The sequence below is a fragment of the Agrobacterium sp. CG674 genome, from assembly GCF_053521645.1.
On the sequence record NZ_JBNWDZ010000004.1, the window covers coordinates 463,318 to 489,202 of the forward strand.

The window sequence follows — 25,885 nt, forward strand, 5'->3', positions numbered from 1 at the left end:
GTAGAGCAGGAGAAGTCACAGCTAGTCTTCAGCTCTACAACGTGACCCCTGCACTCTGCATACATTCAGATTGCAGTCATTGAACCGATGTTGAAACCTAGCAGACGGTCCGCAAAAAGAAACAATATGCGAGTGTGCCTCAGCCCGGTTGATGAGGTTCGACCGACAACTGCACGTCTCGTATACCTGAAACGCTTCGCGACCATAGAAGCGGAGACTTCCGTGTCAAAGCGCCTCCGAGATGACGGCGCATAGCGTAAGAGGCTTCTGCTATGTCGCCTTCAATCAACAAAGTCAGGATGGCCAAGTGGTCCCGACATTGCACAAGCAGGCGATCCCGGTCGACATTGGAACGATATTCGAGAAGACGCCGCATCCTGTTCACTCGCACCAAGGAGATATGATAGAAGGGATTGCCTGACATCTTGATTATCTCTTCGTGGAAAAGCGACCCGTTGTACAGAAGTCGTTCGGCTGGAAGATTTTTGATGTCGGTTTCAAGCATACGCTCCTGAATGCGCCACTGCTCGTCGATGATCTTGCGATCCAGCGTAAATGTCGGCTCCAGCATGGCAGCCGGTTCTATCAGCATTCTGAAACGATAAATCTGTTCGAAAGCTTCAGCAGTCTTTGCAACGGGAAGAAAACGCCACCCATATCCTTGCTTGCGCTCAGCCCACCCTTCTCGTGCAGCTCGCATCAAAATATCATTGAGTTGGGCCTTCGTCAGTTCATAACGCTGCCGCAGCATCAACTCGGTGACTTCTGACGGAATGCGATCGGTGAGCCAATCTTCTGCCAAGCGTTGATAGTCGCTCATCATTTCCTGGAGTTGATCGCCAAAGACGTCAGCAGGATGCTCGATCTTCCGAGCGGAGACGAAAAAGCCCCGATTGGGCCTTTGCTCGAGAAGGCCTTGCTCGAACAATAGTTGCATAGCCTCGCGGACAGGGGATCGCGAAACCCCAAATTTGTCCGCTAAGCCTTGTGTACTCAAATGATCCTCAGTTTTGAGTTCGCCGGAATGGATCAGTTGACTGATTTCTTTCGCGATGGTCGCGGTTAACTGGCTCGTGCTTCGCATTCGGACGCTCATGTGGTGAATCATATTACATAAGATAAGCGGTCACAGGTCGGAACGCAAAGGAGCAGCAGAACTGCTCACTACGGTGCTACTTCGGCATGGTCCATGTTGTTCTGGTCGAATACGCCGCGAACGGTTCCATCCTTTTTCATTTCAGCCATGATACGATCGGCAGCCTCCAATGCGTGGAGGTTTGACTTGGGAACAACGATAGCCGTACCGGCTTCATGAAAATGCCCTTCAACAGCGTGACAGCCATGGAGGCCAGGCAGCATGCTCAGTATGGACTCCTTGCCAAGAGCAATCGCATCAAGCTCCCCCCGTTCGAACTTGCTGGTTGCTTCATCGAGGGTGGCGATCGCCTCGATTGTTATGTTCTTCAATGTCTTTTGGGCGCTTCGTAATGTTGCTGTACCTGCAATTCCTGCTGCCCTGACACCTTTTTGATCAACGTCCGTGACTGTTTTCAACGCATCCTGTCGCGCGAGATAAGTACTGACACCGAGGTAGTAACTCGGCCCGACGCCTAGAACGGCGCGGCGATGATCATCGACCGGGACAAAAGAAAGGGTCCAGGAGCCGGTGTCGGAATTAGCAACGATGTCACCGGAACTGGAAAATTCAATCAACTCAAGGCGCAGGCCTGTGCGTTGCGCGATCTCTTTGGCGAGCGATATCGTAACGCCTCGGGCCTTACCTGATTTTTCGTCTTTGACACACCAGACTGCGGATGCGGCAGGTCCTACGGCCACCGCAACGCGCAAAACGCCTTCCGGAGCCAGTTCGGCTATCTCATTTGATGAAAGTTCAAAAGCATTTATGATCATAATCCATTGCCTGGTTCGTTACAGCGGGTTACCATTGCATTTTAATATCTATAAATGCAATATCGCATCAACCTCTTCAAGGAGCTTGAATGCCATCCGTGTGGTCACCCGCCCAATACCTGAAGTTTGAAGACTATCGTACCCGACCCGCAGCGGACCTTTTGGCGAGTGTAGGCTTGACCAATCCGGTGTCTATAACAGACATTGGCTGTGGACCAGGGAACTCGACCGAATTGCTTGTCAAACGGTTTGAGTTGGCAAAGGTTACCGGAATAGATTCCTCGCCGCAGATGATAAAGGCTGCGAGCGCGCGTCTGCCAACATGTACCTTTGAAACGGTTGATGTTTCTTGTTGGCAGCCAAAGTCGGAGCAAGATCTACTTTTTTCCAATGCTGTTCTGCAGTGGGTTCCCGATCACGACGCGCTGCTCACGCGATTGGTCTCGTTCTTGAGGCCAGGCGGGTTTCTTGCCCTGCAAATGCCGGACAATTTGAATGAGCCGGCTCAGGTGGCCATGCGAACCGCTGCAAGCCTCTCCCAATGGTCAAATGCCCTTAAGGGTGCGGAGGGTAAAAGAATCCCAATTCTATCAATTTCCGATTACTGGTCCTTGCTGAAGCCGGTTGCCTCCAACGTAGAGATCTGGCGCACAACATATATTCATCCTCTATCCGGACTAGATGGCATTGTGGAATGGTTTAAGGGCACTGGCCTCCTGCCATATCTCAGCCGCCTGACAGATGCTCAGAAGACGGAGTATCTGCAGGAGTATCGAGAAATCCTCTCCCGGAATTACGCTGCTATGGACGATGGCACTGTCTTACTGCCATTCCCTCGGCTCTTCATTGTTGTAAGGCGCTGATTCTCCCATGAATTTTAGCAGCTGTATTGCTGGCGAATTTAAAGATCATGCCAACAGGCGGGTACGAAAGATGCCCGCAGGCAGGCCTGAACTTCCCTCATCTACATGAAAGGAAATTTGCACGTGTCGACCGCCTCTATAACCGGTCCCGATGGAGTTGCTCTTACATTCGTTGATCTCGTCGCCGAAGCAGGCGAGCACTTGTCTCGACTTCCCTATATCCATCGCATTCTGCTAGAAAACGTTGTCCGACTGGGTGGCCCTGACGCTCACGCGTCAAAACTGGCAATTTTCAAATGGTTGGACAGTTGTTCAAGCGACGAGGAAATTTCATTTCTGCCAGGCCGCGTTCTGATGCACGACACCACCTGTGGTCCTGCGCTGGTCGACATTGCAGGCATGCGAGCCGCACTTGCTGAAGATGGTGGCAATCCGGAGGCACTCAATCCCGTCGTGCCGGTAGATGTCTCCACTGACCATTCCCTTGGCGTCGATTTTTACGCTCGAAAGGACGCCTTCGGGCTGAATATCAAGCGTGAATACGAGAGAAATGCTGAACGGTATCAGTTCATGAAGTGGGCGACGAAAACACTGTCGGGGTTCCGCGTTCATCCTCCCGGCACTGGCATCATGCACACTCTGAATCTCGAGCGCCTGGCAACCGTCGTAACGACTGCGACCACAGGCGCAAAGATATGGGCTGTGCCGGATACCATGATCGGTACGGATAGCCATACTCCCATGATCAACGGGATCGGTGTCCTGGGCTGGGGAGTGGGCGGCCTGGAAGCAGAGAGCGTCATGTTCGGCATGCCGGTGACCCTGCGCGTACCAGATGTGATCGGAGTAAAATTGGTGGGTGAAATGCCCCACGGCGTTCTGGCAACGGACCTCGCCCTCACCGTTACGGAGCGGCTGCGAAAGCTTGATTTGCAAGACAAGTATGTCGAGTTCTTCGGGCCAGGAGTTTCGTCATTAACCGCTGGCGATCGCTGCGTCATTGCGAACATGACGCCGGAGTTTGGCGCAAACAGCGGCTATTTTCCGATCGACGAGCATGTTCTCCGATACCTTAAACAGACTGGGCGCTCCGAAGAGCATGCGAGCTTTGTAGAGCGCTATGCAAAGCGTACCGGGTTGTGGTTCGACCCCCATAGGGACCCAACCTACACAGCCACCATTGAAATTGACCTTTGCGAGACTGAGGCGAGCCTGGCCGGTCCGACCAGACCACAAGATCGGATTTCCGCTGGAGAGACGCGTTCGGCAATACGGACGCTGACGCCGAAATTCCAGCCTCGACAAGCCAATGGGCCGAGCGACGGAGCGGTCGCTATTGCTGCCATCACCAGCTGCACCAATACGTCAGATCCTCGGCTCGTTATTGCGGCGGGCCTATTTGCCCGAAAGGCCCGGAACCTGGGGCTCAAACCGCCTCATTGGGTGAAGACTTCACTGGCTCCTGGTTCGCCAACCGCAGAAAGATACTTGACGCGTGCGGGTCTCCTCGAAGACCTTGAAGCGGTCGGCTTCGGAATAGTCGGATACGGCTGTACGACATGCATCGGAAATTCAGGCCCTCTGCCACAGCCGATCATTACGGCCATGGACGAAAGCGGGATTCTTCCGGTCGCTGTCCTTTCTGGGAATAGGAACTTTCCGGGACGAGTGCATCCGCAGTTGGAAGCCGGGTTCCTAGCATCTCCGCCAATGGTGATCGCCTTTGCACTCGCAGGCACGGTTGACATCGACATCTTGAAAGATCCGCTTGGCTTTGACGGAAGCGGACGACCGGTTACCCTTGTCGATCTTTGGCCAAGCGCTGAAGACATTGACGCGGCTTTGTCCGCATCTGCAAGCATAACGGACGTGGGCCATGCCTATGACCTCGCAGAGGCAAGCGAGGCATGGTCTATGCTCGACGCGCCGTCGAGCGTGCTTTTCCCTTGGAGCGAGGCGTCAACCTATATCCGCAGGCCACCCTTTGCGCGCTTCTCGTTGAACGAAGCCCAAGGAGCATTTGAAGCGACGCCACTGATGATCCTTGGTGACGACATCACCACCGATCATATTTCTCCAGCCGGGGCTATTTCCAAGACGAGTGAAACAGGCCGTTATCTCATAGCGCGGGGAGAGGATGCCAACGATCTGAATGTCTACGCTTCTCGACGTGGTAACTGGGAAGCAATGGTTCGTGGCCTGTTCACAAACAAAACTGTTCGCAATAGGCTGGCCGCAGATCTTCCTCCCGGGTCGACAGTTCATGTCCCGTCTGGAGCGGTGATGCCCCTTTGGAAGGCCGCCGACGCCTATCGCAAGGCTGGCCAACATTTGGTCATTGTTGCAGGAGAGCGATATGGAATGGGATCATCACGTGACTGGGCTGCCAAAGGTGTCGCCCTTCTAGGTGTCAAAGCGATCCTTGCTTCAAGCTTTGAGCGCATTCATCGATCAAATCTGATTGGAATGGGCATCCTGCCGCTGCGCATGACGCACCCTGCTACCGAGCTGAATATTTGTCCTGGCGATACGATCTTCATCGATTGCGATTTTCAAACCCTCACACCGCGAATGATCATCAATGTTGAACTGCGACGAGGAAATGGAGAGAAGACACTCATTGAGACGCGAGCGGCGATCGAGACGGAAGTAGAGGTCTCAACTCTCCAGGAGGGCGGGATCATGCCAATGATCCTGAAAGGCATTCCGGGGGGGCCTTGAGATCAATCCGTCTTAGACGATAGATTTGTAGTGCCACATATCAAAGTGGAGGCCATATCTTTGCGCGGCTCAGTCGCCGGCAACTTTTATGACGGCGACGGATGAGAGGTGCTGCGTCATGAACGCGGCGGCCTCCTGCCGCTTGCTTTCTAGCAGCAGGTTAAGAAGCTGTACGTGCTCACGCGAGCGGACAATTGCGTACTTCCTGTCTAGCGAACGTTTGTATTCGATCAGCCTCCGGATCCGATCGATCCTGCGCAGGGATTCGATAAAAAAAACGTTGCGACTGCACTCGACAATTGCCTCGTGTAAATGACTATTGAGATCGAAGAGGTCGGGATTTGATATATTCCAGATGTCGCCATCGATCAGGCGCTGCTGCTGATCACGGGCTGATTCAAGAGCATCCCGGTCCAGCACAAATGTTGGTTCCAAGATGGCTGCCGGCTCGATGGTAAGCCTGAACCGATAGCTATCTTTGTAGGCCTGTAACGAAGTTAGCATAGGCAGAAACTCCCAGCCATGGCCGGGTAGCCTTTCGATCCAACCCTCGCTATGAATGCGGCGAAGGACCTTTGCCAGTACGGCTTTCGAAAGATCGTACAGCCGGCACAGTTCCTTTTCGGTCACTCGATCCGGGAGCCGACCTTCGAGCCGATCGACGGCAATTTTTGCATAAACCTCATTTTCGTCGCTGGTGGAGTTTTCAAGAAAAGGGAGATGAATGTCTCCACCTTGCCAAGAAACCAGAAAACCTCCACTTGGAGCGGTTTGCACAAAGCCGTAATCTTCCAGTAACTTAAGCGCGCTTCGCACCGGCGACCTTGATACTTTGAGCTGCTCTGCGAGCTTACGCTCGACAAGTCTCATGCCAACCGGATTGCCCTGGGCCTTAACATGATCGACAATTTGGGCCGCGAGTTGGTTTATGAGTGGAGTTGTGTTCAACGCTGCACCTTCATCGCCCCTAACCGTCCAACGAATAAGAATTAACATTCATCATTATCACACAGGTCGCTCTTTGGACTACCCACCGGTTTCGGAGCCGAATAGGGGCATTGTTTCACGCTTTTACATCATCTTGGATGAATAGACCTTTGCGGAAGTGGGTTGCCACAACTTGAGAGGCAGAGCGTGATGGAGAGGATTATCGTCAATGAAAAATGGAGGCTCGGCGTTTAGCCGGCGTTAACCGGATCCCGCCGAACCCTTAAATGGCTTAGATCAACGACGCCATTGCGATCAGAGTGCGGTACGGCGCCGAGAGCTTGACCAAGATGTTACCTGTTTCGAGGGTCTTCAGCAGTTTTGTGAATATTGGGCCGTTGATATCCATGCCACATTTGAACCCCGCAAAATGATCAAGGATCAGCGGCACACCCTCTTCCGCGAGCTCTTCGGCAGGCTCAACTGCAGTCGCTGTATCCACAAACAGCTGCACGGCCAGACGGGCTTCCTTGGCGCGTCGTACGGTTGCGCGAATGACGGACATGCGATCAACCGGAACTGCCGACTTTTTCGCCTCGAAGTTCACGCTGACTGCCCGCACGCCTGCCCCCACAATCCGATAAGCTTGCACTGGTGAGACAGCGCGCCACGAAGGGAGCTCCGAAGATCACAAAACAATGCGCGCGCGGTGATGCGCGAGACGAGGCCAAGATCAGCACCTGTGATATTGCTGAACATCAACATCTCGGCCCGGCCTCCAGGCGCAAAGGCTGGGAGGCTTTGACATCGGGGGGGGGCCAGCGCCATTGCGGTCACGAACTTGGCAACGAGGGCAGCGACAGCTGGTTTGTCTGCGGGAGAGTCAGCCGAGATCGACGTCGGCAGAATGAGTAACGACAGGAGGCTTGGCGAAAAAAGGTGACACCAGTTCGCGCCAGCGCTGGAAGCCCTCAGACTGCCGGAAAGTCACTGTATGGGCCTCGACGGTCTGCCATTTGACGAGGAGGCGATAGACGTCGGGCGTTTCGACCAGACGATGCAGGGCCAAACCGAGGCATCCTTCAGCGGAAAGGAAATGCGGTTTTGCCTTTGCAACCGCCGCTTCGAAACCGACGGCATCCGTGACCGTGATCTCTGCAACCTCCACAAAACAGGGTTTTGACATGGGTTCTCCTCCCGAAATTGTGGGCCGGGCAGTTACCCCGGCCGCGGGCGTCACTGCTTTACGTGACCGTGTTCGGCGTCGATCGTCTTCGTTTCACCGGTTGCCAGCATCGTTCGGGTTGCGTCGACTGTGGCGTACGTCCAGAAGATACGCATTGGTTTGTCAGACGCATTGATGAAGCGGTGCGGCACGTTTGCGGGGATCCACGTTGTATCGTTGGTGTTGAGGTGGTGCTCGACACCGTCGATCTCAGCGATCGCTTCCCCCTCGATCACCATCACGCTCTCTTCGCAATTGTGCATGTGCAGACCGATTGCCGAGCCAGGATCGAACGCCGTGATACCGTTGATCATGCTGGTCGAACCACAGCGGCGGGTCACCAACGGAGTGGTACGTGCGCCGCCGCCACGATCATTGGTTTTCAGTTCGTTGGGCCGTAAAATGGCTGGTTGTGTCATCGTTGATTTCCTTATTCGGCGGCCTTGGGTATCGGTGCAGCGGCAACCGCCGGTCCGATCCACACGGTTTTGATGTTGACGAACTCGCGGATGCCGTAGACGCCAAGCTCACGGCCGTAGCCGGACCGCTTGATGCCACCGAAGGGATAGCGAGGATCGGATGCGGTCATACCGTTGATAAAGACAGCGCCAGCGTCGATGTCCCGTGACAAGACTTTGGCAGCGTCGACGTTTGACGTCCAAAGTGCTGCACCAAGCCCAAACTCGGTATCATTTGCCACGGCAATCGCTTCTTCCACGCCATTGACGCGGATAATCGCGGCGACCGGGCCAAAGGTTTCCTCGCAAAACGCGACCATTCCGGGCTTGACGCTATCGAGGACGGTCGGAGGATAATAGAAGCCATCACCTTCGACTGGCTTGCCACCCAGCTTGAGCACGGCACCTTGCGCGATGGAACGCTCGACCTGCGAATGCAAAGTATCGCGTAGGTTGGCGCGTGCCATTGGCCCAATCTTGGTGTCACGCTCCATCGGGTCTCCTATCTTGAGAGCTGCAGCCTTCTCCACAAACAGTTCGACAAAGCGATCAGCGATCGTCTCGTCGACAATGAAGCGCTTGGCGTTGACGCAGGACTGTCCAACATTGATGTAGCGTGCCTTAACTGCTGTCTCCGCTGCGGCTTCTATATCTGCGTCGGCAAGAACGATGAACGGGTCGGAACCACCAAGTTCGAGAACTTGCTTCTTCAAGGCTTTGCCAGCCTGGAAGGCAACGATGGCGCCAACCTCGGTCGAGCCGGTCAGGGTAATAGCGGCAATCCGGTCATCGGCAATAATGCCGGCAACCTTCGAGTTGTCGATAATCAATGTGGCAGTCAGACCTACGGGAACGCCTGCCTTTTCCATGACTTCCTGAACCGCCAATGCACATTCGGGGACATTGTTGGCGTGCTTGAGAATGGCACCGTTACCAGCGGCAAGTGCGGGAGCTGCGAAGCGGAAATACTGCCAGAACGGATAGTTCCAAGGCATGATTGCGAGAACAACGCCGAGCGGGTCGAAGGCCACAACGCTTTCGGTAGCGTTCGATGGCACGGCTTCGTCGGCAAGGTATGAGGCAGCGTGGGCTGCATAAAAGTCGCAGTTATATGCACACTTTTCGACTTCGCCTTCCGCTTCGACAAGCGGCTTGCCCATTTCGCGAACAATCATCTCCGCATACTTGTCCTTGCCATCTCGCAGGACAGCGGCGATGTTGGTCAGAAGTTTGGCGCGCTCGGCGACAGGCTTTTTCTTCCATTCCTTTTGCGCTTTCGCAGCGGCGGATAGCGCTGACTCGATATCCGCATCGCTCTGCAGTTCAAAACTGCGGATATCTGTCCCGTTTGTGGGATTGATGGAGGTGATGGTTGTCATGAACTCGCTCCTGGGTGAATCTGTGAAGGCGCAGCCGGCTCGGCTGTACGCTTCCATGTCTTGAGAAAAGCTATGCTTTCCCCGGTTGAGCCGGTCGGCACATATTCAAAGCCGATTGCGCCGCGATAACCGTGTCGATCCAGTGTTTGGATGACAGCGGGAAAGTTGATCGTCCCGGTTCCAGGTTCGTGTCGGCCTGGATGATCGGCGATATGCACGTGGCCGATCCGCTCGACGTGGTCATCGATCCACGCCACGGGATCGATCTGCATGTTTGCTGCATGAAAGGTGTCGAGTAGAAGTTTGAAGCGGCCGCCAAACTGTTCCTGTAGCGAAACCGCGTCTCTTAGCGAGCCGAGGTAATAGCCCGCTAAAGTGATGGGCTCGACAAGTACAGTGACATCCGAACCGACACAGGCTTCGATCGCCCACCCGATGTTTGCGTAATAGGTTTCGCTTGCATCGAGCATTCCACCGCGGGGCGTACCAGCCATGGGATTTATCAAAGGGCAGCCAATCACCTGCGCATATTCAAGGGCACGCAGAAAATCATTACGAAACTCCGTCTCGCGTCCGCAAAGCGCGGCAAGGCCCTTCTCGCCCTCGCCTACATCTCCCATACCACTCGAGAGTTGCGAGAACGAAAGGCCAAGGTCATCGAGCCGGCGCCGCATTTCAGCTGCAGGAACGTCAAATGGTTCGTTGTGCTCGATTGCGGTGAAACCATCTTTCGCCGCCGCGCTGATCCGATCGGTGAATGGCAGCTCCGTGTAGAGGTAGCCAATATGCGCAGAGAATCGATCCATGGCTGAGTTCCTGACGTCCGGAGGGATCATGGAGCATCGAGCTAAACCTCGACGCCCCACCGTAAACCTTAGCGACAGCTATGCTTCCGATACTTAGGCAGCTGACAGTTTGACGCCACCCTACAGAGCGCGACACACGTGGTCCGTGAATGCAATGGTACCAAGTGGTCCACCAAGATCTCCGGTGCGTGTAGATGGCTCGTCCAGCGTCGCTTCTACGGCGGCTTCGATCGCGCGGGCCGCTGAAGCATACTCGGCCTTGCCATGCCGGATTGCCAACCAATCGAACAGCATCGCCGCCGAGAGGATCAGCGAGGTCGGATTGGCCTTGCCCTGTCCGGCAATATCAGGGGCAGAACCATGCTGGGCCTGAGCCACGCAGATGCTCTCGCCCTGGTTAATCGACCCGCCGAGACCAAGGCTTCCGCACAGTTCCGAGGCTTCGTCCGAGAGAATGTCACCGAACATATTGGTCGTGACTATGACGTCGAAACGGTCAGGCTGGCGGATCAGAAGCGCAGCTGTAGCGTCAACGATCAGCTCCTCCAGTTCTACGTCGGGAAACTCTGCCGCAACCTTGCGAACTTCACGAAGAAAAAGTCCGTCCGAAAGCTTGACGACGTTGGCTTTGTGGACCGCTGTCACTTTCTTACGGCGTGTGCTGGCAATCTCGAAGGCTGCCCGCGCGACGCGGCTGGATGCCCGTGCCGTGATCTTGCGAACGGAAAGTGCCATGTCGGGGTCGGGCATGAATTCTCCGGAGCCTGCAAACATGTTGCGGTCCGAATAGAAACCTTCGGTGTTTTCGCGAACGATAACCAGATCCATCGGCTTGCGCAGAACCGAAAGTTCCGGACGCGAGCGACACGGCCGTACGTTCGCGAAAAGCTCGAACGTCACGCGAAGCTCGCCCGATGGATTGATACCACCCTTGTCACGGGTCGGATATTCGTAATGGGATACAGGACCAAGGATAACGCCATCCACTTCGGGGATGCGCTTCATCACTGCACCCGGCAGCGTGGCCCCCTGCTCTTTCAGCGCTTTTAATCCGATATCGGCTTCTTCAATCTCGAGACCAAGATTGAAGCGCTCGTCTACCTGACGAACGACACGGAGTGTTGCTTCGGTAATTTCGGGGCCGATGCCATCACCGGGAAGTACAAGAAGACGCACGTCGATTTCCTCGCTCTTCGAGGAAGCATGCGGGCCTGAAGCAACACCGCACCAAACCTCCTCGTTTGGTATTTCAAGACGATAAAATGCCAATACGATGTCGCTTGGTTTTATGCAATATCAAAATGCCATAAAAACGGTTTTAATTGCCTTTTATGGTCCAAAAAGCCACTTATAGGCTTTCGAATATCCAATAATATTCATTTTATTGGTTTTTAACTTTTTTAAAACCAATCGATATAGGTGAGCAACTTCAAGACCGTGGTGCCCTCGAGGCTGCCTGGTCATCGTCCCACGAGTTTTATCCATTTTACTTTTTGGAAAAATCAGTCACGCAGAGAGAAATTATCTGGATAAGTCAGAGACATCAAAAGCGGCCGAGGGTCGTACGAGATTTAAGCTACGTCACATCAATTTCAGAAGCCGTGGCATTTTGCTTGTAGGCGTAACGAGCAAACAGTGGCTAGCAGTCGTACCTTAATGGGATCTGGGCCGGTGCAAACTTGCGCACATCGGTTAACCCTCGACGACACGACGGGACATCCCTACTTATGGACCACCAGTATTTGAGTCCTCGCACATTGTGCCGATTCACTTGCACGTTGCCAGCGCTTCAACTGCCGACGAAAAAACACCAATAATGACGCCGAAACATGACAAGATCTCTCTTGTTTTCAGATCTGAATGTAGTTAGACGACCGGTATACATACCGGCTCAGAAGCAGGCGTTTACATAAAGGGTGGCAAACCATGAGAACAATACTGGCAATTGCAGGTCTATGCACTCTGCTCGGCGTAACCACCCAATCCGCGTCGGCGGCTTCTACGGCCTACCCGCTGACAGTTGAAAACTGCGGCGTAAAGATCACTTTCGAGAAGGCCCCCGAACGCGCCGTTGGTCTTGGCCAAGGCAGCGCTGAAATCATGCTGATGCTCGGCCTTCAAGACAAGATGGTGGGAACAGCTTTCTGGCCGAACAAGCCCCTTCCGCAACTCGCTGAGGCATATGGCAAGGTCAAGCTTCTCTCCATCGAGTTTCCAACCTTCGAGTCGATCCTCGCCCAGCAGCCCGACTTCGTCGCTGCAGCCCTTCCAAGCCTGATGGGACCATCAAGCAAGGTCGCAAAGCGTGAAGATTTCGACAAATTGGGCATCCCGGCGTATCTGTCACCGAGCGCCTGCGTGGCTGAGGGCGCCGCCAAGGACAAGTTTGGGTACGGGAACCGTAGCCAACTCTGGAATATGACGACACTCTATCGGGAGATAGAAGAGCTCTCGCAGATTTTCAATGTGAGTGAACGCGGACAAGCGGTGATTGACGAGCTCAAGAAACGTGAAGAAGCTCTGCGCGCCGGCGCACCCAAAGATGGCAAGAAGCTCTCCTTTGTATTCTGGTTCTCCAGTCCCTCGCCTGCTGCGGATGCCTACCTGGCCGGAAAGAACACGCCTTCCGGCTTTATTGCCGATGTTCTCGGCGGAACGAACGCGATCACATCCGAAGCCGATTCGCCTGCGCTTGGTTGGGAGAGCATCATCGCTGCAAACCCTGACGTGATCGTGGTTGCGCAGGTTGACCGTAATCGCTGGGAACTCGACAAGGCAGACGCAAAGATCAAGTTTCTAAAGAGTGACTCTGCCACCAGCCAGATGGAAGCGGTCAAGAACAACGCCATCGTGATCATGGAGGGTCAGGCCATGAACCCGACAATCCAGACAATATTTGGTGCAGAGCGTATCGCCGAGCAGCTTAAAACGCTTGGTCTGCGCCAGTGAGCATCATTGCGATCAAAAGTGCCGGCGTGCGGCGTTACAGCCGCTTGGCGGTGCTTATCGCGATAATGTTTGCCGCAGCCGCAGGCATATCCTTGATCGTGGGTATCAGCGTTGGAATCGGCGACATGCCGATTCCGCTCAGTTCGACCTACGCCGCCATTACCAATCGGCTGGGGTGGACAAGCGTCGAATTAAACCGGATCCACGAGACGATCATTTGGGATTACCGGCTCAGCCGCGCCCTGGTCGCTGTCTTTTGTGGAGCGGGCTTGGCGCTTTCCGGTGCAATTCTGCAATCACTGTTGCGGAACCCACTCGCGGAGCCATTCGTGCTCGGGATTTCCGCCGGTGCATCGACGGGTACAGTCGCGGTCGTCATCCTTGGCATCGGCGCGGGATCGCTCTCGTTGTCCGCAGGCGCGTTTATCGGTGCATTTGCCGCGTTCCTGTTCGTCGCTCTCCTCTCAAACGGAGCGCGTGGAGGTGCAGATCAAACCATTCTGGCTGGCGTCGCCGCTTCGCAACTGTTCAACGCTGCCACATCGTATATCGTCACGACGTCAGGCAACGCGCAGCAAGCTCGCGACGTGATGTTTTGGCTGCTGGGCAGCTTCGGAGCCGTTCGGTGGCCTGATTTTGCCCTCGTGTCCGTCGTCGTCGGCATAGGCTTGATCATATGCCTTTTCTACGCCCGTGTGTTGGATGCGTTTGCCTTTGGCGACGAGGCCGCGGCATCACTCGGCGTCAATGTGGGGCGTGCGCGAATCGTATTGTTCGGCGTCACCGCGATGATGACGGCCACCATTGTCAGCATGGTCGGAACGATCGGTTTTGTGGGGCTCGTCGTTCCGCATGCGGCGCGCTTTATCGTCGGGCCTTTGCATGTGCGATTAATGCCGGCTTGTGCAATTGTCGGAGCAATTTTCATGGTCGCAGCAGACATTGCCTCCCGCGTTCTCATTCCTCAGCAGGTTCTTCCGATCGGCGTGGTCACGGCGTTGGTCGGTGTGCCTTTCTTCGCAATTATTCTTTACCGGTTCCGGCGCGCGTCATGAGTATCAAAGCTGACAATCTCGTATGGAAGGTCGGCTCAAGGCCGATAATTGACGGCGTGTCTTTTACAGCCGAGCCAGGAAAAATGCTTGGACTGCTGGGGCCGAATGGTTCCGGCAAGACATCGTTGCTGCGCCTGCTTGCCGGTCTCAAAAAACCGACGTCCGGGCAGGTTACGCTGGAAGGGAAAAATATCGCCCAGATCGGGCGCCGATCAATGGCTCAACGCATTGCCTTTATCGAACAGCATGCCACCACCAATTCCAGCTTGAAAGTTGTCGATGTCGTGAAGCTCGGCCGGTTCCCTCACCGCTCCATGTTTTCTGGCTGGACGGTGACAGACGACGAAGCCGTGACATATGCTCTAGACCGCACCGAGATGACAGCCAAGCGAAACGACCGCTGGCAAAGCCTTTCAGGCGGTGAGAAGCAACGGACTCATCTGGCGCGTGCGTTAGCACAATCTCCCAGGGAGCTGATCCTCGACGAGCCGACAAACCATCTCGATATCCACCACCAGATCAACCTTATGCGGCTAGTCTCAACCTTGCCGATAACAAGTATCATCGCCTTGCACGACCTCAATCACGCGGCGATGTTCTGCGACGAACTCATTGTCATGCAATCAGGAAAGATCGTTGCATCCGGCTCACCGGAAACTGTGATCACGCAGGCCTTGCTGCAGGAGATTTTTTCGGTCGATGCAAGGGTTGAGAGCTCGCCCTACCATTCCAAGCCACATATCCATTTTGTGAAGTAATACACCTGCCTGACTGGGCTACGGCCAGTTGGTGGGACGTCGTGGCACCAGAGAAAACAATGACTGAGAATCCAAGAACTGGAATTTTGCTCCGTATCCTCTCCGGATTTCTATTCGCGGGAATGTCGATCTGCATCAAGGCTGTTGCAGCCGACATACCCGTCGGCCAGATCGTCTTTTTTCGCTCGGCATTCGCGCTTATTCCACTGGTGATCTTCCTGTGGATGCGAGCGGAGTTCCCGCACGGGCTCGCGACAAGGCGCCCTCTCGCGCATCTTTTGCGTTCTAGCCTGGGTGCCGCCGCCATGTTTGCATCATTTGCGTCGATCGCCCGGCTTCCGCTCGCCGAGGCGACGCTGCTCACCTATCTGTCGCCGACATTCACGAGCATTGCTGGCATCCTTCTCCTGTCGGAGAAGCCAACGATCTGGCGGATAGGCGGCGTTGTGCTGGGCTTGGCGGGCGTTCTCGTTCTGGTCTGGCCAGAGCTCGGGCATCAAGACATGGATGCCGGACGGATGTGGGGATACATCTGGGGCCTGCTGATGGGGATATTGACGGCCTTCGCGTTGATCATGGTCCGCAAGCTCAGTCGGACGGAAAATCCAGGAGCAATAGCCTTTTATTTTGTGGTAGCTTCAATGATCGGCGGCATCGCAACCGTACCATTCGGCTGGGTCATGCCCGATTTGTATGCGTTGACCATCCTTGTGCTTGCCGGCCTGTTTGGCGGGTTTGCGCATATCGCCATGACGCTGGCGTTCCGCCACGCCGAAGCATCACGGCTTGCCCCCTTTGAATATCTCGCAATCCTGTGGCCCGTTCTTGCGGACCTGCTCCTGTTTGATATGCCCATCTCATCAGCCTTTCTGGCGGCTCTCCCACTGGTGCTCGCGGGAGCAGCGCTTGCGGCTGTAGAAGTCCGCAGAAGCCGTTCGTTGCAGTCGAGTAAATCGCCTTAGTGCGTCCTCCATCAGGCCAGTTGTCAAAAAAATGCCCGATTGCCTGGGAGGGGGCGACTGTCCAGTTGACGGGGTCCGGTACTAGCCATATCCGCCTACCGTCCCCCTCCCATCGCTCACATCCTTTTAAACGCGCCGAAAAGGGCATAAGCCGGGTCGAGCCTCCACCGCCTCAAAGCATGGCTGCCTCACTTCACAAACCCTTGCAGCACGACCTTGCCTCTTGTCTTGCCGCTCTCGATGGCAGAGTGGGCTTGGCGCAGATTAGCCGCGTTGATGGGAGACAAGACTTCGGTCACGGTCGTACGGATCTTGCCCTCGTCTACCAGACGGGACAACTCGTTCAGCAGCTTGCCCTGCTCTGCCATGTCGGCGGTCTCGAAGATCGAACGCGTGAACATCAATTCCCAATGGATGGATACAGCTTTCCGCTTGAAGCCGAGTACATCGAGGCTTTCGGGGTCATCGATCAGTCCGAACCGGCCCTGTGGCGCGATAAGTTCGACGATTTCCATCAGATGGTCGTTTGTTTCTGTCGTCGAGAAGACAAAGGCTGGGGCACCGATACCGAGCGCCGCCACCTGTTCTGCAATGGGCTTGGAATGGTCGATCACGTGATGGGCCCCGAGAGCCTTCACCCACTCTTGCGTTTCAGGCCGCGAAGCCGTGGCAATGACGGTGACATCCGTCAGGGCTCGCGCAATCTGGATGGCGATGGAGCCAACTCCACCTGCGCCGCCAATGATGACGATGGCATTTGCTGCACCCGGAACGCGCTTGCGAATATCCAGCCGGTCGAATAGCATTTCCCAGGCAGTGATGGCCGTCAAAGGCAGGGCCGCAGCTTGGGCGTCTGATAAAGTGGTTGGCTTCTTGCCGACAATCCGTTCGTCAACGAGGTGAAACTCGCTGTTGGCACCGGGACGGATAAGAGAGCCTGCATAAAACACCTCGTCACCGATCTTGAAGTCTTTCGTTTCGGGGCCAGCTTCCACAACCGTGCCGACGGCATCCCAGCCAAGCACCTTCCACTGTCCAGCTTCCGGACTGGCACCCTTACGAACCTTGGTATCTACCGGATTGACCGAAATCGCCTTCACCTCGACGAGAACGTCCCGCCCCACGGGAACCGGCCGGGGAAGTTCGATGTCCTGCAGTGCGTCTTCGCGTTCGATTGCGCCTGGCGCCTTGTAACCAACGGCTTTCATGTTCTGCTCCTTTGATGATCGACTGCCTTGGCAATTGATATGTAGCTAAGATGCGCTATTATCATAATGAAGCAATACGCACAAAAAACACACGTAGTATCAAAAAGGATACTGGTATGGCTAAAGCCCGCCATTCGCGCTTCGATTGTTCTCCCGGCTGTTCGGTCGAGGCAGCCATCGGCCTCATCGACGGAAAATGGAAATCGGTCGTGCTCTTTCACCTCATGTCAGGAACATTGCGGTTCAACGAGCTGCGGAAGCATATCGTCAACGTCACGCCGCGGATGCTGACGAACCAGTTGCGAGAACTCGAGGAAGACGGGCTGATAGAACGCAAGGTCTATGCCCAGGTGCCGCCAAAGGTGGAATACAGCCTGTCCCAGCTTGGCCGCAGCATGGAGCCCATCCTGCTCGCACTCAAGCACTGGGGCGATGCTAATATCGGCCTGTACGGCAAGCCACATGGCCTCAATCCGCGGGAGGTGGCTGCTGAGACGCACACCGAAAGAACAGTCGCGCAAGCATCCTAATACATCGCCCAATCCCGACGTGCGACGTACTATTAGCTTAGATTTGGGCGGTGGATGCTGGCCGCCCACGTCTATTCGGACTGCTGTCACCCCACTTTTCTGTTAGTCGGCTTCGAATTTATTTAGAATTTGGAAAGGCTAAACGCACGGTTTAATGTGCTTGTCGGCATTCTCGCCGTAGAATTACTGTCCATTAAGCTTTTTCGACTTTGCTCACTTAAGATGCAAATTCAGCGAGCGATTGTAATGAGCCTTTACCCGATTCCAGGCGATGACGAAAAACGGATTGAGGTGCTGGATAGTTTCGCGCTGATGGATACCGCGCCCGAGCGTGAATACGACCATATCATACAGATGGCGTCACGGATTTTCGATGTCCAAACGGTTTTGGTCTCGTTGGTTCATCGTGACCGGCAATTTTTCAAAGCTCGTGTCGGCCTGGATGTGTGTCAGACGGGACGCGATGTTTCATTTTGCACCTACGCAATCATGGAATCCGGCGTCTTTGTGATTCCCGATGCATCCAAAGATGAGCGCTTCCGATCAAATGCGTTGGTTACGGGGTCTCCGAACATTCGATTCTACGCTGGTGCACCACTCATCACGTCTCAAGGGCATGCGCTTGGAAGCTTGTGCTTGATTGATCCGAAACCGAGAGAGACATTCTCGGATCGTGACCAGCGAGTACTTCAGGATCTGGCAGCTATGGTCCTCGAACGAATGGAATTGCGACGGTTAGAACGGGAGAGCGAGACTAGCCGTAACAAGTTCATCAACATTACATCCACCTCTCCAGACGCCATCATCTGCGCAAACGGCAAAAACCAGATCACATCCTGGAATGCATCCGCAGAAGAGATTTTTGGGTATTCTAGAGAAGAAGCGCTGGGGGAAACTCTCGACATAATCATGCCCGAAGCTATGCGGGCCAGACACGGCGCGGGTCTCGCCAGAGTGGCTTCCGGCGGTCCCGCTCGTATCATAGGGACCTCTGTCAATTTGACTGCAAAGCGTCGTGACGGCTCCGACGTTCCAATAGAGCTTTCCCTCTCGCAATGGAGCGAAGCGGGTGAGCCACAGTTCGGTGCCATCATTCGGGATATAACTAGCCGTTTGGAGGCTGTTAAGCAGCTAAAACATGCTGCCGAATACGACGAACTTACCGGTCTTGCAAACAGGTCAAGTTTGAAGCTGCGCCTTCGGCAGTCCTGCGAAAGCAATGAGCCGCTGGCGCTGCTCCTTCTTGATTTGGACGGGTTCAAAGACGTAAATGATACGATGGGACACTCTGCGGGGGATTTTGTCCTCAAGATTGTCGCACGCCGTCTCCGAGAAAGCGTGCCTGCCCAACACATGGTGGCCCGGCTAGGCGGCGACGAGTTTGTCGTCGTGATGTCCGAAACGGTGGATCCCATAAAAACCAGTGAGCTTGCCTCGGCGCTCATCTCTGCAATCGAGGAACCTATAGAGTTCGACAACGAGCCCATTCACATTGGGGCTAGTATCGGCATTTCTCTTAAATCGGGCCCTGAAGACGACAGTGAGCAGATGCTTGGGAATGCAGATCTGGCCCTCTATCAGGCCAAGGCAGACGGTCGCCACCTCGTCCGCATATTCACCCCTGAGCTTCGCCAAACGGCTTTGAAAAGAGGGGCAATGAGTTCTTCGATCCGTCAAGCCTGGGAGAATAAGGAGTTCGAGCTGTATTACCAGCCTCAGATCAAACTCAGCGACGGAAGCCTTGCGGGTGCGGAAGCGCTGATAAGGTGGAACCATCCGCACCTCGGCGTTGTCTCGCCTGCTGCTTTTTTACCTGTATTGGAAGCAAGCCTTCTTGCGGTTCCGGTGGGCGAATGGATATTGCGCACGGCATGTGCGCAGGCAGCGCAATGGCGGAAAGCTGGTTATGAGAATTTCAGGATTGGCGTCAATCTGTTTGCTGCTCAGTTCCGGACGCGCGATTTTGCTAAATCTGTCGAAGCAGCGCTTTCGGACAGCCAATTACCGGCAACATCGCTGGAGTTGGAAATAACCGAAAATATCATTCTGCGAAATGAACAGCGCATCATGGAGCCACTTCATCACCTTCGATCAATCGGCGTTGGAATAGCTTTTGATGACTTCGGAACAGGCTTCGCGTCGCTGAGCCTTTTAAAAGACTATCCTGTCACTCGCCTGAAGATCGATCGCTCATTTGTCAGCGGCAGCGAGCGCAATAAGAAAGACGAGGCGATTGTCGAAGCGGTCGCCAGACTTGCGGCAGGGTTTGACCTCGAAGTTATTGCTGAAGGCATCGAGACCGTCGAACAGGAGCAATTGATGCGGCAATACGCATGCGATGAAGGACAGGGTTATCTATACGGACGCCCTATGAAGGCGAGCGACTTCAGACATCTGTATCTGACGTCTGCTACGAACAAGAGTGCGGCAGGTGTCTGAAATCAAAGCCGTCAAACAACTGATCTAGCTTCCGGTGCTCGAAGATACAGACGGGCGGAGGCAAGGAACGTAGCTCTTGAACATACTCGAACTAACGAGCAGTCATTTCCCGGTCCCCTTTCACGTTTGCAGGCTGAAACCAGCCCGCCACTCGGCCTGGTGGCACCCGTGCTTGAACAACGCTTACATGTGCATTGTTTAGCGAACACGCATAGTTTTCTGTGGTACTGCTACACTAGCCTTCTTCAGGCCGAAAACTTGACGCTGACACCGCGCTGGCGAAAATAGGCCTGCATCAACTTTCGCCCTGACCGGTTTCCATGCGGCAGTCTCGATGGATCGAACACGGCCTCTTTGACGCCCTCGTGCGCCAATGCGAGTTTGAGGGCCGCAATATGCTCATCGAGCCCTGCATTATCTGCATTGAGCGATTCATAAATTTTGCCAGTCATCTCGGCCACGGTATGTTCGCTCACGGTATTCATCCTTCGATCTTTGAACCGGAGCGATACCACACATTGTTTCTCCGCAAAACATGTCGAAAGCAGGCCAACACAGTTTTTTCCCACGCCCGTTCTGACAACCCTGTCGGCTGTGCGTGCTACGGACGTTGGCGTTATCAACCCCGAAAAACCGGGAGAACGCGAGGGAATTTTACGCGAGGCTTGCGGGTGTGGCCACCGGGCTTCGATATGTCTGATCAAGCATCAGCCGGCGCGTGCTCCGGCCACAGGGGTTGCGTCGGTCGTCAGCTTGTATTCTGACATTTCTGCTGGCGTGAGATAATAGAGCTGGTTGGGCGGGGTCTCCAGTGCATGGATCCACAAACCGGCGCCGATACCCATTTCATCGAGATGGCGCGCGACACGCGCGGTGGTTGACTGAGCACTGGACATCGCTTGCTCCGGCGATGGGCGGTCGATGCCGCCATTGAACACCTGATGGACACCCACTACGGCATCTTTTTCCGCCGATCTCGTCACGCCACCGGCGAACACGATTGGGCAGGAGGAGGCGCAGAGCGCTTTTTCCGCAACCGTCGTGGCAATGTTCTTCTCCCGGATCAGCTTGGACATCGCAATGGCGTCATCGACCGAACCTCCCGGTGAATTCAAAGAGACCATTTTGATATACTCGCCACGGGCCTCGACCTCGCTGGCAAAACGGCTGGCTGCGCCGGGATCGATGGCGCCTTCGGCAACGAGCATGCCACCCGAGACAAGATTGAACGTCATCGGTTTGCGCAACACTTCCTCCGGGCTTGAGGGCTGGACTGGCGGTGCGCCAGGCTCTCCTGGCGCGGTCTTCGGCGGGAGAAAGGTCGGGACATCAGGCAATGTTTGAAGACCCGGTCGTGCCACTTCGGCCGTGCTGATCTCCCTGACATCGATGACCAGAAAGACGGCCGCTGCCGCGAGCAGCAGGTAGAATGCACCGCGCATCAGCACGCCGTCGTCAACGCTGATCAAAGCCTTGAGCGCAGATGCCGGTTTCATGTCGCCGGACCTTTGCGCGGCGGTTTGTTGAGACCGAGACTGGTGATGTTGCTGGCCTCCGCGTCGTCCTTGCTGTCTTCGGCCTCAGCAATGGCATCTTCTGTGGCCTGCACCTGTGTGGCAGTCATGGCCTCAGTGGCAATGGCCTTCTGCATCGCCAGCGTCTGCATCAGTTCTGCCACGGTGATCCGTTCGGCGAACGGCATCGTCTCTTCCTGCCCGCGGATTGCACCATTCACCACGGCCAGAATGAACACCATGACACCTGGCAACAGGTCGATGGAAATAGCCCCTGCCCATGCGGGAATGAAGTCGGAAGCATAACGCAGAACGGCTTCCGCCGACGAGAGCGGCACGAAACGCCGCTCGGCCACGGGAGGGCGCGCAAGAATTTCGTCGGCAGCGTCGGACAACACCTCGGATTGCGCCGCAACCGAGGTGCGGATGGTTTCCATCACGCGGTCCTGACGGGTGATCAGATCCTGTTCGCCGCCGTCGGGGATAGGCGCGATGAAGCCAAGCGAAAGATCGTCGGCCGCACGACGGATGGAAGGAGCGATTGAGGTTTGCCCCAGCGAAGTAATGACGCCGGTCAGGGCCACGACTTCCGAGGAGAACTTGTCTGCGCGTGGTTCGATGACGCCGGGTGCCGACACGAGACCACGCATGGTCTCGAGGCGTTTCTGGCCATCGTTGAACAGGCTGGTGACCTGCTCACGCGAGGCATTGATGCCGTTTTCCAGTTCGTTCAGTTGAGACGACATCTGCGACAGCAGCGAGACGACACTGCCGGAGCCGGTGGTACCGGTCAGCGCGCCCGACTGTCGTTCGGATGCCGCAAGCTGGGTGAAACGCTCCTTGGCGCGTTGAATATCCGGCAGCAGGCTCTGTGCTGCCAGCGCGTTCTGGTGTGCCTGATCCAGATCTTCCGTATAATCCTCAACCGTTTCAGCAAGATGCTGTTCAAGTGCCGCCGATCCTGCAAGCGCGGCAGCGTTCAACCAGCTCGACATGGCAAGGATCATCACGCAGCCAACGGCCATCACCGCCAGCATGGCGGTGCGGCTAGAACGGCTGGTGACGTGCGGATAAAATCGCGCCATGTAGGACCAGAAGGCATAGATGCCGACGGAGACAGAGGCAGAGTAGATGATGGCGGCAAAAAACACCGCCGTCGGCGAGCCATCTAGAATGCTGCGCACACCCAGATAGGTGTAGACGCCGGAAGCGAGTGCAAGAACGGCAAGGGCGAAACGTGTCATCGTTTCGACCGCCGCCAGGCTTTCCTGCAAGCGATGCGATGCGCCAAGCGCCATGGGCGATCTCCGGAAAAGGAATGTATTCCTTAACACTGATTTAAAATTCGGCGAATTCAAGGCTTCTGAAATATAAGGCTTCCGCAGCGCACCATGGCCGGTCAACTTTTGGTTATTCCCAGGTGAAAACAGCCGCTCATTCCCGCGCTATGGTCAGCCCCAAAACGAAAAAGCCTGCCGCGGGAGGAGGTGCGGCAGGCTTTTCGAAAAGAACCGAACAACGGCTGGGAGGAGGAGTGCCGCTGTTCCGACAGACGTGCCCTGGGAGGAGGAGTGGGCCGTCTGTATTCGAAGCTCTGCGGGAGGATGTGCATCGCTTCGATGACAACAAGATACCCGTTCTATCCGCACATTAAATAGACTTTACTGCAGTGCAGCCATGCGAGAAATGCACGGCACCCTCATGGAAAAAACTGCACCTCTGACATTCGTTGCATTCCAGATGCAGAAACGCCCGCGTCAGCAGCGGGCGTAGTGTCATTCAGCTTGGCAGAGAACTGTCCGCTTAGCGACCGACCGACTGGCGTGCAACGCTTTGGATGTCGGCGCGGTTGATACCGAGGTCCTGCAGTTCGCGCGAGCTCATGCGGCCAAGTTCAGAAACAGTCTGACGGTACTTGCGCCAGTTGTTAAAAGAGCGTGCTACGTTCATGATGATCCCCTTTCGTGAGGTCTCTTGACGCCAGCAACCTTGCTTCGGTTCCAACGTCGTTTCGATGATTGGAATATAGGCCTTTTCCCACCCGCCGATAAGGCACAAGCTCTCAGGTCGGCCATGCGCTCAAAGCATGGGTCCAATAGAGGGTGGCCTAGAAACGATCAGGCTCGGAACCGGTCGAAGGCAGTGAGGCGTCTGGTTGGTGGATCAGCGTCCGGATAGCGGTAGATTTCGTCTCTGAGATAGCGAAGCTCATCATCGAGCGTTTCTTCGCCAACCTCGATCCACCAGGATTTAGGACGGCCGTCGCTTCCGTCGGACCAGCGATAGCCTCGCGCCTTCAGGTGGTCTTTCATATCGAAGGGGCTGTTCTCGGCAAAGATCCGGACACGCGACCTCTGGCTTGCCTCATAGAGCTCGGCGAAAGCGGTGGAGACTGATCCGACCGCCTCGCGAGCCAGGACCTCCAGAAGTGCAAAGCAATCATCGACAGCCCGATGACCATCATGGAAATAGCCCGCCTGCCCGATGAGGTAGCCAAGCTTGGTGCCCTCATATCCACGCGAAACCCAGTCGATCTCGGAGTTGGAGCAAGCCCAGGCCTTACCGGAGAATAGATCAGAAAACGCCTCGCAGAATGGACGGTCGAAACCGGCATTGTGGGCGATCACCAGGTCGGCTGGGTCGATCAGTGCCTGCAACGCAGCCATATCGATTGACTGCCCGGCCACCATATCATCGGTGATCCCGGTAAGCCTGGTAATCTCTGCTGGAATACAGATGGTCGGCTGCTGCAGCCCTCCATAGATTCCGGTCACGTCACCGATGCTCCCTGCCTCATCGAAGGTGAAAGCGATCACGCCAATTTCGATGATCTCATCCTTGCGCGAGTTAAGGCCCGTGGTCTCGGTGTCGAGAATGATGCCCTTGAGCGGGTACTCCGGACGCGGGAATGGTGAAACTGCACGTGGCATCAGTTTTTGAAGGATACGGTAGCGGCCCGTCTCCGATAGATGACGGACCATGTCTTCTTCGTTCATCGGGATGGCATGCTTCACCTTGGCGGATTTGGACGCGCCACGCGTGACCATCCGGTCGCTCGGAGCCTGCTCCGAAAACATATCGAATTGTTCTGCCATTCCCGTTCCAAAGCCCGCCGCTAATTTACCACCTTCAAACACGGCACGATCTGCAGATCAACCTTGTTGGTGATTTGCGACTTAAGCCAAGCCAGCTAACAACCCCGCAGTGACAGCTCTTGGGACGTTGTCCGGAAGCGTCCGAAATAGGAAGGGCGTACCAGCTGTAGCAGGAACCTCGAAAGCGGTTCGCCTCCCGCAAGACCGAAGGGTTGCCGCAGGAGGTTTAGCTTAGCGCGGGCAAAAGCCGGAAACCGGGACCGACAGCCCCCCGGCCCGCAGGGCCTCTCTTAAGACAGCTACTGTCGTAGTGGCGCTTTTGAGCAATCAGATGTGGACGCCTTGAAGGAATTGGAAATTACTACCCGTTATTGCGATTTGCCATTTCGTTTATGATCACCACCCGCGAGGAGACTCCGGAGATCGTATCTGCCTGATCGCGATGCGCGCTTCCTCGGTCTCCACCCACCAGCCATATAGTAACGATCAAGATCGTCTTGGTCGAAAAGAACAAGCCCGTGGTCAGCCCTACAAGGCTCGTCAGGCTGGCCAACAAACTTAGCGAGATCCCCCAGCTTGCCCGGCATCGTAGCGCCGCTTTGCTTCCTCGATTTCATCGAGATGAGCGATCGCCCAATCATATACCGCTCCAAAGGGTACCTGAAGCGTCAGGCCGAGCGCCGTGATCGAGTACTCAACTCCAACCGGGGATGTCGCGAGAACGGTGCGCATGATGAGCCCGTTTCGCTCCAGGCGACGAAGTGCTTGGGTGAGCGCTTTATGGGTCACCCCCTCCAGCCGACGCTTCATCTCATTGAAGCGCGCTGGCCGCTCACTCAGAATGGTCAGGATCATGACAGCCCATTTGTTAGCGACCTGGTCGAAGAAGGAGCGGGCAGCACAGTCGGCGAAGAACACCGGATCGACAGAGAGAACCATGAGATATCCTTGAATACACCTAGGCACCAAAAGGTGCGTTATTGACCCTAGGTATACAGGATATATCTTATGCGTCTTCAACACCGGGGGCGGCTCGCCTATCCGGCAAGAGTGGCGCCTCGCACAAAATCTAGGGAATGAAAATG

Annotated in this window: 24 protein-coding genes; 8 read left to right on the forward strand and 16 right to left on the reverse strand. The window is 55.4% G+C overall.

Features of this window, described 5'->3' with window-relative positions:
* Window positions 1–139: 139 nt before the first annotated feature.
* A complete protein-coding gene (locus ACQZ51_RS14515) occupies window positions 140–1,084 on the reverse strand; it encodes a GntR family transcriptional regulator (protein WP_448778212.1) in 945 nt (314 codons plus the stop codon).
* An 80-nt stretch (window positions 1,085–1,164) separates the two neighbouring features.
* A complete protein-coding gene (locus tag ACQZ51_RS14520; protein WP_448778214.1) occupies window positions 1,165–1,911 on the reverse strand; it encodes a transporter substrate-binding domain-containing protein in 747 nt (248 codons plus the stop codon).
* 89 nt (window positions 1,912–2,000) lie between these two features.
* Between ACQZ51_RS14520 and tam the strand changes: the two genes are divergently transcribed.
* Window positions 2,001–2,774: a trans-aconitate 2-methyltransferase gene (gene tam / locus ACQZ51_RS14525; protein WP_448778215.1), complete on the forward strand. Its 774-nt coding sequence runs from the start codon at window positions 2,001–2,003 to the stop codon at window positions 2,772–2,774.
* 123 nt (window positions 2,775–2,897) lie between these two features.
* Window positions 2,898–5,495: an aconitate hydratase AcnA gene (gene acnA, locus ACQZ51_RS14530; protein ID WP_448778217.1), complete on the forward strand. Its 2,598-nt coding sequence runs from the start codon at window positions 2,898–2,900 to the stop codon at window positions 5,493–5,495.
* Between the two features lie 69 nt (window positions 5,496–5,564).
* Here acnA and ACQZ51_RS14535 read toward each other — a convergent pair whose 3' ends face one another.
* The 7 genes from ACQZ51_RS14535 to ACQZ51_RS14565 all read right to left on the reverse strand — a co-directional run bounded on the left by ACQZ51_RS14535 (window position 5,565) and on the right by ACQZ51_RS14565 (window position 11,466).
* On the reverse strand, window positions 5,565–6,491 hold the full coding sequence (locus tag ACQZ51_RS14535) for a GntR family transcriptional regulator (protein ID WP_448778219.1): 927 nt from the start codon (window positions 6,489–6,491) through the stop codon (window positions 5,565–5,567).
* A 223-nt stretch (window positions 6,492–6,714) separates the two neighbouring features.
* Window positions 6,715–7,044: a hypothetical protein gene (locus ACQZ51_RS14540; RefSeq protein WP_448778221.1), complete on the reverse strand. Its 330-nt coding sequence runs from the start codon at window positions 7,042–7,044 to the stop codon at window positions 6,715–6,717.
* A 261-nt stretch (window positions 7,045–7,305) separates the two neighbouring features.
* On the reverse strand, window positions 7,306–7,608 hold the full coding sequence (locus ACQZ51_RS14545) for an antibiotic biosynthesis monooxygenase family protein (RefSeq protein WP_448778223.1): 303 nt from the start codon (window positions 7,606–7,608) through the stop codon (window positions 7,306–7,308).
* A 50-nt stretch (window positions 7,609–7,658) separates the two neighbouring features.
* Window positions 7,659–8,066, reverse strand: a complete 408-nt coding sequence (locus ACQZ51_RS14550) for a cupin domain-containing protein (RefSeq protein WP_448778225.1) — start codon at window positions 8,064–8,066, stop codon at window positions 7,659–7,661.
* A gap of 11 nt (window positions 8,067–8,077) precedes the next feature.
* Entirely contained in the window at window positions 8,078–9,484 is a 1,407-nt protein-coding gene (locus tag ACQZ51_RS14555; protein ID WP_448778226.1) for an NAD-dependent succinate-semialdehyde dehydrogenase, read from the reverse strand.
* Window positions 9,481–10,290, reverse strand: a complete 810-nt coding sequence (locus ACQZ51_RS14560) for a hydroxypyruvate isomerase family protein (protein WP_448778227.1) — start codon at window positions 10,288–10,290, stop codon at window positions 9,481–9,483. The genes ACQZ51_RS14555 and ACQZ51_RS14560 overlap by 4 nt, the downstream gene beginning before the upstream one ends.
* Before the next feature lie 120 nt (window positions 10,291–10,410).
* Window positions 10,411–11,466 (reverse strand): isocitrate/isopropylmalate dehydrogenase family protein, encoded by a 1,056-nt coding sequence (locus ACQZ51_RS14565; protein WP_448778228.1) that lies wholly within the window; start codon window positions 11,464–11,466, stop codon window positions 10,411–10,413.
* A gap of 750 nt (window positions 11,467–12,216) precedes the next feature.
* Here ACQZ51_RS14565 and ACQZ51_RS14570 point away from each other — a divergent pair.
* From ACQZ51_RS14570 to ACQZ51_RS14585, 4 genes are all read left to right on the forward strand, one after another.
* The gene (locus ACQZ51_RS14570; protein WP_448778230.1) at window positions 12,217–13,239 is read left to right on the forward strand and encodes an ABC transporter substrate-binding protein; all 1,023 of its coding nucleotides are present in this window, start codon (window positions 12,217–12,219) and stop codon (window positions 13,237–13,239) included.
* Between the two features lie 65 nt (window positions 13,240–13,304).
* Window positions 13,305–14,294, forward strand: coding sequence for a FecCD family ABC transporter permease (locus ACQZ51_RS14575; RefSeq protein ID WP_458575370.1), 990 nt, complete (start codon window positions 13,305–13,307; stop codon window positions 14,292–14,294).
* Complete coding sequence (locus ACQZ51_RS14580; RefSeq protein WP_448778232.1) at window positions 14,291–15,052, forward strand: ABC transporter ATP-binding protein; 762 nt, start codon at window positions 14,291–14,293, stop codon at window positions 15,050–15,052. The genes ACQZ51_RS14575 and ACQZ51_RS14580 overlap by 4 nt, the downstream gene beginning before the upstream one ends.
* 59 nt (window positions 15,053–15,111) lie before the next feature.
* Entirely contained in the window at window positions 15,112–16,014 is a 903-nt protein-coding gene (locus ACQZ51_RS14585; protein WP_448778233.1) for a DMT family transporter, read from the forward strand.
* Window positions 16,015–16,202: 188 nt separating this feature from the next.
* On the opposite strand, the gene ACQZ51_RS14590 is transcribed toward ACQZ51_RS14585, so the two are convergent.
* Window positions 16,203–17,222, reverse strand: coding sequence for a zinc-binding alcohol dehydrogenase family protein (locus tag ACQZ51_RS14590; protein ID WP_448778235.1), 1,020 nt, complete (start codon window positions 17,220–17,222; stop codon window positions 16,203–16,205).
* A gap of 116 nt (window positions 17,223–17,338) precedes the next feature.
* On the opposite strand from ACQZ51_RS14590, the gene ACQZ51_RS14595 reads away from it, so the two are divergent.
* A complete protein-coding gene (locus tag ACQZ51_RS14595; RefSeq protein WP_448778237.1) occupies window positions 17,339–17,752 on the forward strand; it encodes a winged helix-turn-helix transcriptional regulator in 414 nt (137 codons plus the stop codon).
* Window positions 17,753–17,998: 246 nt separating this feature from the next.
* Window positions 17,999–20,191: a putative bifunctional diguanylate cyclase/phosphodiesterase gene (locus tag ACQZ51_RS14600; protein WP_448778239.1), complete on the forward strand. Its 2,193-nt coding sequence runs from the start codon at window positions 17,999–18,001 to the stop codon at window positions 20,189–20,191.
* A gap of 245 nt (window positions 20,192–20,436) precedes the next feature.
* Here the strand turns inward: ACQZ51_RS14600 and ACQZ51_RS14605 are convergent, their stop codons facing one another.
* The 6 genes from ACQZ51_RS14605 to ACQZ51_RS14630 form a co-directional block, all read right to left on the reverse strand.
* Window positions 20,437–20,676 (reverse strand): hypothetical protein, encoded by a 240-nt coding sequence (locus ACQZ51_RS14605; protein WP_448778241.1) that lies wholly within the window; start codon window positions 20,674–20,676, stop codon window positions 20,437–20,439.
* A 222-nt stretch (window positions 20,677–20,898) separates the two neighbouring features.
* Window positions 20,899–21,687, reverse strand: a complete 789-nt coding sequence (locus tag ACQZ51_RS14610) for a hypothetical protein (RefSeq protein WP_448778242.1) — start codon at window positions 21,685–21,687, stop codon at window positions 20,899–20,901.
* The gene (locus tag ACQZ51_RS14615) at window positions 21,684–23,003 is read right to left on the reverse strand and encodes a hypothetical protein (protein ID WP_448778244.1); all 1,320 of its coding nucleotides are present in this window, start codon (window positions 23,001–23,003) and stop codon (window positions 21,684–21,686) included. The genes ACQZ51_RS14610 and ACQZ51_RS14615 overlap by 4 nt, the downstream gene beginning before the upstream one ends.
* Before the next feature lie 505 nt (window positions 23,004–23,508).
* On the reverse strand, window positions 23,509–23,655 hold the full coding sequence (locus ACQZ51_RS14620) for a DUF1127 domain-containing protein (RefSeq protein ID WP_082249986.1): 147 nt from the start codon (window positions 23,653–23,655) through the stop codon (window positions 23,509–23,511).
* A gap of 167 nt (window positions 23,656–23,822) precedes the next feature.
* Window positions 23,823–24,752 (reverse strand): 3'-5' exonuclease, encoded by a 930-nt coding sequence (locus ACQZ51_RS14625; protein WP_448778346.1) that lies wholly within the window; start codon window positions 24,750–24,752, stop codon window positions 23,823–23,825.
* 606 nt (window positions 24,753–25,358) lie between these two features.
* On the reverse strand, window positions 25,359–25,739 hold the full coding sequence (locus ACQZ51_RS14630) for a winged helix-turn-helix transcriptional regulator (protein WP_448778246.1): 381 nt from the start codon (window positions 25,737–25,739) through the stop codon (window positions 25,359–25,361).
* Window positions 25,740–25,885: the final 146 nt, after the last annotated feature.